Source organism: Tabrizicola fusiformis, from assembly GCF_013328815.1.
GTDB lineage: Bacteria > Pseudomonadota > Alphaproteobacteria > Rhodobacterales > Rhodobacteraceae > Fuscibacter.
The window spans coordinates 134,827-145,447 of sequence record NZ_JABUHN010000002.1; the positions used below are offsets into that span (position 1 = coordinate 134,827).

8 protein-coding genes are annotated in these 10,621 nt (G+C 65.6%); 5 read left to right on the forward strand and 3 right to left on the reverse strand.

Going from position 1 to position 10,621, the window contains the following annotated elements; all coding sequences use genetic code 11:
• Positions 1-79: 79 nt before the first annotated feature.
• The 4 genes from HS053_RS03235 to HS053_RS03250 all read left to right on the forward strand — a co-directional run bounded on the left by HS053_RS03235 (position 80) and on the right by HS053_RS03250 (position 5,309).
• Positions 80-898 carry a pyrroline-5-carboxylate reductase family protein gene (locus HS053_RS03235; protein WP_174209774.1) on the forward strand — a complete coding sequence of 273 codons (819 nt, stop codon included), beginning with the start codon at positions 80-82 and terminating at the stop codon, positions 896-898.
• 74 nt (positions 899-972) lie between these two features.
• A complete protein-coding gene (locus HS053_RS03240; RefSeq protein ID WP_174209775.1) occupies positions 973-3,633 on the forward strand; it encodes an ATP-dependent helicase in 2,661 nt (886 codons plus the stop codon).
• Positions 3,634-3,699: 66 nt separating this feature from the next.
• Complete coding sequence (locus HS053_RS03245) at positions 3,700-4,287, forward strand: heme NO-binding domain-containing protein (RefSeq protein WP_174209776.1); 588 nt, start codon at positions 3,700-3,702, stop codon at positions 4,285-4,287.
• Positions 4,284-5,309, forward strand: coding sequence for a diguanylate cyclase domain-containing protein (locus HS053_RS03250; protein ID WP_174209777.1), 1,026 nt, complete (start codon positions 4,284-4,286; stop codon positions 5,307-5,309). Before HS053_RS03245 ends, HS053_RS03250 begins: the two co-directional genes overlap by 4 nt.
• A gap of 58 nt (positions 5,310-5,367) precedes the next feature.
• Here HS053_RS03250 and HS053_RS03255 read toward each other — a convergent pair whose 3' ends face one another.
• Positions 5,368-6,120 (reverse strand): NYN domain-containing protein, encoded by a 753-nt coding sequence (locus HS053_RS03255; protein ID WP_174209778.1) that lies wholly within the window; start codon positions 6,118-6,120, stop codon positions 5,368-5,370.
• Positions 6,121-6,243: 123 nt separating this feature from the next.
• On the reverse strand, positions 6,244-8,676 hold the full coding sequence (locus HS053_RS03260; protein ID WP_174209779.1) for a GcvT family protein: 2,433 nt from the start codon (positions 8,674-8,676) through the stop codon (positions 6,244-6,246).
• 95 nt (positions 8,677-8,771) lie between these two features.
• On the opposite strand from HS053_RS03260, the gene HS053_RS03265 reads away from it, so the two are divergent.
• Positions 8,772-9,521, forward strand: a complete 750-nt coding sequence (locus tag HS053_RS03265; protein ID WP_174209780.1) for a DeoR/GlpR family DNA-binding transcription regulator — start codon at positions 8,772-8,774, stop codon at positions 9,519-9,521.
• Between the two features lie 3 nt (positions 9,522-9,524).
• Here the strand turns inward: HS053_RS03265 and hypE are convergent, their stop codons facing one another.
• A complete protein-coding gene (gene hypE, locus HS053_RS03270) occupies positions 9,525-10,547 on the reverse strand; it encodes a hydrogenase expression/formation protein HypE (RefSeq protein ID WP_174209781.1) in 1,023 nt (340 codons plus the stop codon).
• Positions 10,548-10,621 lie beyond the last annotated feature (74 nt).

A 10,621-nucleotide genomic window follows, 5' to 3' on the forward strand; every position in this document is an offset into this window, starting at 1 on the left:
GCAGGGTTTGCAAGTGCAAATTGTGCTGCCCGGCTTGCACCCGACTTGCCTTGCCGTCACCCGATCCCTAGGCTTGGGCATGGGCATTGCATCCGGTTCCGATCCTGCAAAATCGCGTCTTGGCATTCTTGGCGGCACCGGCTGGCTGGGGCAGGGGCTTGGCCTGAACCTGTTGCGCAAGGGGCTTTGGCCGGCGGCCGATCTGGTGATCCTGAACCGCTCGGGCAAGGCGGGGGGCTATGAGGCGCATCCGGGCGTGATCATGGCGCGCGACATGGCCGAGTTGCAGGCGCTGTGCGACACCATCGTCCTGTCGGTCCGGCCCGAGGATTTCCCGGTGCCGGGGTTTGCGCCGGGAAATCGGCTGCTGATCTCGTTCATGGCTGCGGTTCCGATGGACCGTCTGGTCGCGTTGGCGCCCGAGGCAAGGATCGTGCGCGCGATGCCCAATGGCGGGGCGACCACCGGCACCTCCTATACGCCGTGGTTTGCCGAGGGGCTGGCGGCGGCGGATGTCGCGCTGACCCGGCGCATTCTGGCGGCGATGGGCGGCGAGGACCGGGTGGAAAGTGAAGACCATCTCGACATCCTCACCGCCTTCTCCGGCTCGGGCCCGGCCTATCCGGCGCTGATGGCACGCAGTCTGCTGGCGCAGGCGCTGGCCTTTGGCTTGCCGCAGCCCATTGCCGAGCGTGCGGTGGCGGCGGTGGTTTGTGGATCGGCGGCCGGGTTGCAGGTGGAGCAGGCCGAGGAGGTGATTGCGGCGATGATGTCCTATCGCGGCATTACCGCTGCCGGATTGCAGGCGGCGCAGGATGCGGGATTTGAGGCGGCACTCGCGGCGGCCATGACCGCTGCCGTCGCCCGCGCTCGCGCGATGGGCCGCGATGAGGTATGAAGCCGCCGGATGGTTCGGGCCGCAAACGCAGAACATTCCTTGAACATACGCCGTTGCGGCGCTAGATTCATCCAATGAACTCTTGGGACGAATCCGAAGCTTTTGCGGCCGCCGCCATACCGCTGTCGCAACTTGCGCTGGGGGCCCGCGCCCCGCGTGAGGCCGACACGCGCTATCTCGACGATCTGAACCCCGCGCAACGCGCCGCGGTTCTGGCGCTGGATGGCCCGGTCCTGATGCTGGCCGGGGCGGGCACCGGCAAGACCAAGGCGCTGACCTCGCGCATCGTGCATCTGTTGCGGACGGGGCGGGCGCGTCCGAATGAAATCCTGTCGGTGACCTTCACCAACAAGGCCGCACGCGAGATGAAAAATCGCGTCGGCGGCCTTCTGGGCGAGGTGGTCGAAGGGATGCCATGGCTGGGCACCTTCCACTCGCTTTCGGTGAAAATCCTGCGCCGCCATGCCGAACTGGTCGGGCTCAAATCGAACTTCACCATTCTGGATACCGATGATCAGTTGCGGTTGCTCAAGCAACTGGTGCAGGCCGCCAATATCGACGACAAACGCTGGCCGCCGCGCCTCTTGGCCGGGATCATCGACGGCTGGAAGAACCGCGCGCTGACGCCCGACCGCGTGCCCGCGTCTGAGGCTTCGGCCTTCAACAACCGCGGGACCGAGCTTTATGAACAGTATCAGGAGCGTCTGCGCAGCCTGAACGCCACCGATTTCGGCGACCTTCTGTTGCATTGCGTGGCGATCTTCCAGAAGCACCCCGATGTGCTGGCGCAATATCAGCGCTGGTTCCGCTATATTCTGGTGGACGAGTATCAGGATACCAACGTCTGCCAATATCTCTGGCTGCGGCTTCTGGCGCAGGCGCATAAGAACATCTGCTGCGTCGGCGACGACGATCAGTCGATCTATGGCTGGCGCGGCGCCGAGGTGGGCAACATCCTGCGCTTCGAGAAGGATTTTCCGGGCGCGCAGGTGATCCGGCTGGAACAGAACTACCGCTCCACCCCGCATATTCTCGCGGCGGCTTCGGGTATTATCGCCCGCAATGAGGGGCGGCTGGGCAAGACGCTCTGGACCGAGGCTGAGACAGGCGAGAAGGTCCAACTGAACAGCGCTTGGGATGGTGAGGAAGAGGCACGGTCAATCGGGGAAAAGATCGAAGACCATAGGTGTGGCCGTTCGGCGGAAGCGAAGAGAAGGTATAATCCGAGGTTAGCCAGCTTTCAGCAAGAGCTTGATAGAAGAGCAAAAGCGGGTCTCGGCCCGATAGATGAACAGGGCTATATTCGAGATGCGTTCGAAACCGGAAATGTTTATCGAGATTTAAAGACTTATAATCTCATTCTGAACCTTCTGAAGGATGACAAGGGCGGCTCAGGCAATATGCTTGGCGCTCTGCGTGGTTATCCTGTCAATGCGTTTTCTTTGAATGAAATCGCCATCCTCGTGCGCGCCTCCCATCAGATGCGGGCGTTTGAGGACCGTTTTCTGACCATCGGCCTGCCTTATCGTGTGATCGGCGGGCCGCGGTTCTATGAACGGCAGGAAATCCGCGATGCGATGGCCTATTTCCGGCTGGCCGTCAGCCCCGACGACGATCTGGCTTTTGAGCGGGTGGTGAACCTGCCCAAGCGGGGACTGGGGGAGAAGGCGCAGCAGGACATCCAGCGCGCCGCGCGGGCGGCAGAGGTGCCCCTTCTGGGCGGCGCGCGGGCGCTTCTGGCGCAGGGCGGCATCGGCGGCAAGGGGGCGGGGCAGTTGCGCGCCTTTGTCGAAGGCATCGACCGCTGGCATACCGCAATCACGCAAACGCGCGCCACCCAGCCCGAAGACAGTCTGGTCGAGCCGCTCTTGCCCGACACGCCGCAGGGTGGTCTGGACCATGTGCGGCTGGCCGAGGTGATCCTTGAGGAATCCGGCTATACCGCGATGTGGCAGAACGACAAGACGCCCGAAGCGCCGGGGCGGCTGGAGAACCTCAAGGAACTGGTCAAAGCGCTGGAGCAGTTCGACAGCCTGCAAGGCTTTCTCGAACATGTCGCGCTGATTATGGACAATGACAGTGAGGCGGCCGAAGAAAAGGTCACCCTGATGACGTTGCACGCGGCCAAGGGTCTGGAATTCCCCGTGGTTTTCCTGCCGGGGTGGGAGGATGGCCTGTTTCCCAGCCAGCGCAGCATGGACGAAAGTGGCCAGAAGGGCATCGAAGAGGAACGCCGTCTGGCCTATGTCGGCATCACCCGCGCCGAAGAGCTTTGCACGATTTCCTTCGCCTCGAACCGCCGGGTCTATGGCCAGTGGCAAAGCCAGCTTCCCAGCCGTTTCATCGACGAATTGCCGCGTGAGCATGTCGAGGTGCTGACGGTGCCTGGCCTGATGGGTGGCGGTTATGGCGCGGCGGCCCCGGCCTTTGGCGGGCTGGAAGACCGGGTGGCCAAGGCCGATGTCTACAATTCCCCCGGCTGGCGGCGCATGTCGGAACGAAACACGGCCCGCCCGGTGTCGCAGCCGCGTGAGGCCCGGCATATGACGATAGATGCCACGGCGGTCAGCGCCTATGTCATCGGTGACCGCGTGTTCCACCAGAAATTCGGCTATGGCGAGATCATGGGGATCGAGGGCGACAAACTCGAGATCGAGTTTGACCATGCCGGGACCAAGAACATCGTCGCCCGCTGGGTGGTGCCCGCGCATCAGGTGGATGATGTGCCTTTCTAGGCGGTTTTAGGCGGTTCTTAAACTCTGGCGCCTAGCCTTGGGGGGAATCATTGCCGAGTGCCCGCCATGCATGGTCTTTTCAACCGCGCCATCCAGTGTTTTCTGCGGGATACCTATGGTCCGGCGCTGTGGCTCGCGGTCACGCGCCGGGCGCAACTGGGGTTTGAGGGGTTTGAAACCATGCTGACCTATGACCCGTCGCTGACAGAGGCGGTCCTTGCCGCCGCCGCGACCGAGCTGAACCGCCCGCGCGATACGGTGCTTGAGGATCTGGGCACCTATCTGGTCTCGCATCCCAATGTCGAGGCGTTGCGGCGGCTGCTGCGGTTCGGCGGCGCCAGCTTTGTCGATTTTCTCTATTCGCTGGAAGACCTTCCTGACCGCGCCCGGCTGGCGCTGCCGGAGCTGGAACTGCCCGCGCTGGAATTTGCCGATCTGGGAGAGGGGCATTTTCGGCTGCGCTGCCGGGGCCATGTCCGTGGTATCGGCCATGTGGTCGTGGGGCTCTTGCGGGCGATGGCCGATGATTACGGCGCGCTGGTGCTGCTGGATCATGCCGGTTCCGATTCCGGGGGGGAGGTGGTGACCATCGACCTGCTGGATCACAGCCATGCCAGCGGGCGCCGCTTTCACCTGTCGGCCGACCTGGGATGAGGGCGCCGGGCCCCGATATCGGCCTCGGCCCCGAGGCGCTGGACCGGCTGATGCCGCTGCATCTGGCCTGCGATGCGCGCGGGCATGTGGTCTCGGTCGGCCCGACTTTGGCCAAGCTTTCCGGGCGCCGCCGCCTGATCGGCGCGCAGGTGCAGGAGATTCTGGCGCTGCGCCGCCCCGCCGCCCCCGCCACGGTCGAGGCGCTGCGCCTGCGTGCGGGCACGCTGGCACTGGCGCTGGCGACCGATCCGGCGGTCACCTTCCGCGGTCTTGCAGTGCCTTCGGCGGGGGGCGGGCTGTTCCTGAACCTGTCCTTCGGCATCGGCGTGACCGAGGCCGTCCGCCGCCACAGCCTGACGGTGGAGGATTTTGCCGCCACCGACCTGACCGTCGAAATGCTCTATCTTGTTGAGGCGAAATCGGCCGTCATGGATGAATTGCGCAGCCTGAACCAGCGTTTGCAGGGCGCGCGCGAAGCGGCCGAGGAACGGGCGCTGACCGATCAGTTGACGGGCCTGCGCAACCGCCGCGCGCTTGATTTGCAGATGAAGGCGCTGATAGGGCAGGGTATGGTCTTTGGCCTGATGCATATCGACCTCGATTTCTTCAAGCAGGTCAATGACACCCACGGCCATGCCGCAGGCGACCATGTGCTGCGGGAGGTGGCTCGCGTGCTGCGCGAGGAGACCCGCGCCTCGGATCTTGCTGCACGGGTGGGCGGGGATGAATTTGTTCTGGTCTTCCCCGGCCTTGCCGATGCGGCGCGGCTGGTCCGCATTGCCCGCCGCATCATCGCGCGACTGAGCCGCCCGATTGACTATGAGGGCCGTGCCTGCCGGATTTCGGCCTCGATCGGTGTCACGCTGTCGGCCTATTACGACCGGCCCGAGGCGGAGCGGATGCTGTTTGACGCCGATGCCGCGCTTTATGCCAGCAAACGCGCGGGCCGGGCGCAGGTGCAGCTTTTCACCCGGTCCGATGGCGACACCGATGGCGCTCTGGCCGGGCGCGATATCGCCTGATCCCGGCGCCCTTTTCCTTGTGGATGCGCGGGGGGCGGAGGGATGGCCAATCCGTGCCCTACGCCTTGTCTCGCACGATCACCGCATTGTTCGGCCCGGCCTTCACCTCAAACCGCGAAATCTTGCGCAACAGGTCCGAGAGTTTGGCCGACCCATAGCTGCGCGGATCGAAGTCGGGATGAAGCTGCGTCATCGCCTGCCCGATCGGCCCCAGCGAATACCAGTCCTGATCCGGGTCGATCTTGCGCATGGCATCCAGAACCAGCGGCATCGCCTTTTCCGGCGCCATCTTGACCGGCGGTGTGTCGGCCTTGCGGGGCTCTTTCGCCTCGGTCTGGGCGGGGGCCACCTCTTCGGCGCCGGCGATATTCTCGATCAGAAGGAAGCGGTTGCAGACCTTGCGCAGGGATTCGGGCGTCTTGGCCTCACCGATGCCGATGACCTGCAACCCATCCTCGCGGATGCGGCTGGCCAGCCGGGTGAAATCGCTGTCCGACGAGACGAGGACAAAGCCATCCACCTTGCCCGCGTGCAGAATGTCCATCGCGTCGATCACAAGGCCGATGTCGCTGGCGTTCTTGCCCTTGGTATTGGCCGATTGCTGATGCATCACAAGGCCAAGGTTGCGCGCCTGCTCTTTCCATTGGGTCAGGGCTTGGCTCGACCAGTCGCCATAGACGCGGCGCAGGCTCGGCTCGCCAAAGGCCGCGACTTCGCCAAGGATGGCTTCGGCATGACGGGCCGGAATGTTGTCGGCGTCGATCAGCACGGCCAGAAACGGCGCGCGGCCGGGGTGGGGGTCACTGGGCATGGGGCCTCACTTTCACCGGCGATCCTGCCCGAAACCGGCGGCAAGCGCAAACCGGCAGGGGGAGTCGGGGTAAACCCCGACCTACCGGCCCGTAGGTCGGGGTTCACCCCGACTCCGATAGGCTCAGCCCTTGACCCGGGCATTCGCCGGATCATAGGGCGCTTGCAGCGCGATCCGCGCCGGGACCACCTCATTGGCGATCACCAGCTCATAGCGCCCGCCCGTCAGGAACCCGTCGCTGACGCCCTCGGCATTGCGGACATAGCCATAGCCGATGGGCCGCCCGACCGTATAGCCAAAGCCGCCCGAGGTCAGATAGCCGACCGGCACCCCGTCGCGCAGGATGGTTTCCCGCCCGACCAGAACTGCCGACGGATCATCCACCACAAAGCCCGCCAGCCGTTTTACCAGCGGCCCCGCCGCCTCCAGCGCGGCACGGCCAAGGAAATCCATCCCCTTGCCCAGTTTCACCGCCCAGCCCAGTCCCGCCTCGAACGGCGTGTCATTGGGCGTGATATCGGCCGACCAGGCACGATAGCCCTTTTCCAGCCGCAGCGATTCAATCGCGCGATAGCCGAGCGGGCGGATGCCCTCGCGCTCCCCCGCCGACATCAGCGCATCGAACACCGCGCCGGTGGCGGCCAGCGGCACATGCAATTCCCAGCCCAGCTCGCCGACATAAGTCACCCGCAGCGCCCGGCAGATTGCCCCGGCAATCGGGATTTCCCGCACATGGCCAAAGGGGAACCCGGCGTTCGAGACATCCGCCGAAGTCACCCGTGCCAACACCTCACGCGCCTTTGGCCCCATCAGCGACAGCGTGCCCCAATCTTCGGTGATGTCGGTCAGGGTCACATCGCCTTGCGGCAGGTGATCGGCGATCCAGCCGAAGTCATGGTTGCGGAACCCGGTGCCGGTGACGATATAGAAATGATCCTCGGCCAGCCGCGCCACGGTCAGATCGGCCTCGATCCCGCCGCGTGAGTTCAGAAGCTGGGTATAGGTCAGCCGTCCCGGCGCCTTGGTCACATGGTTGGCGCAGATGTAATCCAACGCCCGGGCGGCATCCTTGCCCGTCAGTTCATATTTGGCGAAAGAGGATTGGTCGAAAATCCCCACCGCCTCGCGGCAATGGCGATGTTCCTCGCCCACCGCATCGAACCAGTTCTGCCGGCCCATCGAGTAGATGTCCTGCGCCTCGACCCCTGCGGGGGCGAACCAGTTCGGCCGCTCCCAGCCGAGTTTCGATCCGAAAACCGCACGATGGCCCTTCAGCCGGTCATACAGCGGCGAGACGATCCGGGGGCGCCCGCTTTCATATTCCTCATGCGGAAAGCCGATGGTGTAGTGTTTGCCATAGGCTTCGCAGGTGCGCGCATCCACCCAGGCGCGGTCCTGATGCAGGCCGGAAAAGCGCCGGATATCGACCGACCAGAGGTCAAGCGGCTGCTCGCCCGTCATCACCCATTCCGCCAGAACCCAGCCCGCCCCGCCGCCCGAGGCGATGCCGAAGGCGTTGAACCCAGCACCCACATACATGTTCGCGCAGTCATTCGCCCGGCCCAGAATGAAATTCCCGTCGGGGGTAAAGCTTTCTGCGCCGTTGATCATCTGCTTGACGCCGGTGGTCTCCAGCGCCGGAATGCGGGCGATGGCCTGCTCCAGATGCTGGGCGAAATGGTCATAATCATCATCGAACAGGCGGAATTCCCAGTTTTTCGGAATATCGCCGGTGGTCCAGCTTTGCGGGTTCGGCTCATAGCCGCCCATCACCAGCCCGCCGACCTCTTCCTTGAAATAGGTGCGCCGGTCGGGGTCGCGCAGGGTGGGGGCGTCGGCGGCAAGGCCCGCAATCTTCTCGGTCACGATATACTGATGCTTGATCGGTTGCAGCGGCACGGTGATGCCCGCCATGGCGCCGACCTCGCGCGCCCACATGCCGGCGCAGTTCACTACCTTGTCGCAGGCAATGCGGCCCTGATCGGTGAGGACGGCCAGAATCCGGCCCCCGTCCATCTCAAAGCCGGTAACAGTCACGCCCTCATGGATCCTTGCCCCATGCATCCGCGCGCCCTTGGCCAGCGATTGGGTGATGTCCGCCGGGCTGGCCTGCCCGTCGGTGGGCAGCCAGCTTGCCCCCACCAGATCGGAAACATCCATCAGCGGCCACATCCGCTTGACCTCGTCGGGCGAGATCAGATGCATCTCCATGCCAAAGCTTTTCGCCGTGGTCGCCAGCCGCTTGTATTCCGTCCAGCGGTCGGCATTGGTGGCCAGCCGCAGGCAGCCCGTCATCTTCCAGCCGGTCTCAAGCCCCGTCTCTGCCGCCAACCCCTTGTAAAGCTCGACCGAGTATTTCAGCACCCGGGTGATCGAGGCGGAAGAGCGCAACTGCCCCACCAGCCCCGCCGCGTGCCAGGTGCTGCCCGAGGTCAGCCTGCCCTGTTCGATCAGCAGCACATCCGCCTTGTGGTCGCGGGCAAGGTGATAGGCGGTGGAACAGCCGATGATGCCGCCACCGATGAGGACGATCTGGGCATGAGAGGGCAGGGACATGGGGCCTCCGGGGTGCGGGCTGGGAATCGCTTGTGGATTTTCGTGGATATTGCGACAAAAATCCGCAATTCTCCACAATAACCCAAGGAGACCCGATGACCCCGCGCCAGACCGCCCTGATCGCCCTTCTGGAAGCCGAAGGCAGCCAGCCGATTTCCCGGCTGGCGACGCGGCTGGCTGTGTCGGATGAAACGGCGCGGCGCGATGTGGCGCAGCTTGCCGCGGCGGGGCGGCTGGTGCGGGTGCATGGCGCGGTGGGGCTGGCGGGCGCGCTGGGCGAGGCGCCCTATGCCCGCCGGATGCGCGAGAATGCGGCGGCCAAGCGCGCCATTGCGGCGGCGGCGGCGGCGATGATCGCCGATGGCGCGACGCTGATGCTCGACACCGGCACCACCACGGCATGGCTGGCGCGCGCGCTGGCCCGGCACCGGCGGCTGACGGTGGTGACCAATTCCACCGACATCGCGCGGCTTCTGGCGGCGGGGGAGGGCAACCGCGTGCATCTGGCAGGCGGTGCCCTGCACCCCGACAGCGCCGCCGCCTTCGGGGCCGAGGCGCTGGGGTTTCTGGCGCGCTTTCGGGTCGGGCTGACGGTGATTTCCGCAGCGGCGTTGGATGCCGGCGGTGTGCTGGACGCCGAGCCGGATGAGGCCGATCTGGCCCGGGTGATGCTGGACGCGGGGGAGCGTCGCATGGTGGTGGCCGATGCCAGCAAGTTCCTGCGCCCGGCGCTGGCGCGGGTGGCGGGCTTTGACCGGATCGGCGATCTGGTCACCGATGCCGCCCCGCCGCCTGCCATCGCCGCCGCGCTGGAGGCCGCCGGAACGCGGTTGCATCTGGCCTGAGCGTCAGCAAATCCGTGGCAATTGCTCGCCCACCAGCATATCGACAATGCGGGCGCCGCCAAAGGCGGTGCGCATCGTCACCCGCCCGGCCGTCCCGGCCATCGCCCGCCCGATCCCCACCGAACCCGCGCCTTCGGGCAGTGCGCGCATCGCGGCCAAGGCTGCTTCGGCCTGATCCGGCGGGCAGAACAGCACCAGCCGCCCCTCGTTTGCCAGATAAAGCGGGTCCAGCCCGAGGATTTCGCAGACCCCCCGCACCTCGTCGCGCAGCGGCAGCGCCGCCTCGTCAATCTCGACCGCCAGCCCCGCCTCACCCGCCATCTCGTTCAGCGCAGAAGCCAGCCCGCCCCGGGTGCAGTCGCGTGCCGCCCTGATCCCGGGCGCCGCCGCCAGCGCCGTCTGCATCAGATGCCCCAGCCCCGCGCAGTCCGAGGCGATGTCCGACGACAGCGCCAGATCGCCCCGCGCTGCAAGGATCGTCGCCCCATGGTCGCCCAGCACGCCGTTGACGATCACCACATCCCCCGCCGCAATCCGCGCAGCACCCAGATCGACCCCCGGCGCAATCACGCCAATTCCGGCGGTGGTGATGAAGACGCCATCGCCCTTGCCCCGCTCGACCACCTTGGTATCGCCGGTCACGATCCGCACGCCCGCCTTTGCCGCCTCTTCCGCCATCGTCGCCACGATCCGGCGGAGCAGCGCCACCTCGCAGCCTTCCTCGATGATGAAGGCCGCCGAGAGCCAGAGCGGCCGCGCGCCGCCCACCGCCAGATCGTTCACCGTGCCGCAAACCGCCAGCTTGCCGATATCGCCGCCGGGAAACTCCAGCGGCGTCACCACGAAACTGTCGGTGGTAAAGGCCAGCCGCGCCCCCGGCACCTGCAAGGCATCGGCCATCAGCCGCGCCTGATCCTCTGACCCCGGCGGCTGAAAGACCGAGGTAAAGACCTCTTCGATCAGATCGCGCATCGCCCGGCCACCGCCGCCATGCGCCATCGTCACCCGCTTGTCGCGCAACGCCATGATTTGCACCTTTCGAAATACTCCGGCGGGAGCCCGGGACGGGCCGGGGGGCGGCGCCACCCGAAAATCCTTTC

Bases quoted from the DNA above. Each gene is read 5' to 3' on its own strand.
- HS053_RS03235 (WP_174209774.1), top strand. From the start codon at position 80: ATGGGCATTGCATCCGGTTCCGATCCTGCAAAATCGCGTCTTGGCATT.
- HS053_RS03240 (WP_174209775.1), top strand. From the start codon at position 973: ATGAACTCTTGGGACGAATCCGAAGCTTTTGCGGCCGCCGCCATACCG.
- HS053_RS03245 (WP_174209776.1), top strand. From the start codon at position 3,700: ATGCATGGTCTTTTCAACCGCGCCATCCAGTGTTTTCTGCGGGATACC.
- HS053_RS03250 (WP_174209777.1), top strand. From the start codon at position 4,284: ATGAGGGCGCCGGGCCCCGATATCGGCCTCGGCCCCGAGGCGCTGGAC.
- HS053_RS03255 (WP_174209778.1), bottom strand. From the start codon at position 6,120: ATGCCCAGTGACCCCCACCCCGGCCGCGCGCCGTTTCTGGCCGTGCTG.
- HS053_RS03260 (WP_174209779.1), bottom strand. From the start codon at position 8,676: ATGTCCCTGCCCTCTCATGCCCAGATCGTCCTCATCGGTGGCGGCATC.
- HS053_RS03265 (WP_174209780.1), top strand. From the start codon at position 8,772: ATGACCCCGCGCCAGACCGCCCTGATCGCCCTTCTGGAAGCCGAAGGC.
- hypE (WP_174209781.1), bottom strand. From the start codon at position 10,547: ATGGCGTTGCGCGACAAGCGGGTGACGATGGCGCATGGCGGCGGTGGC.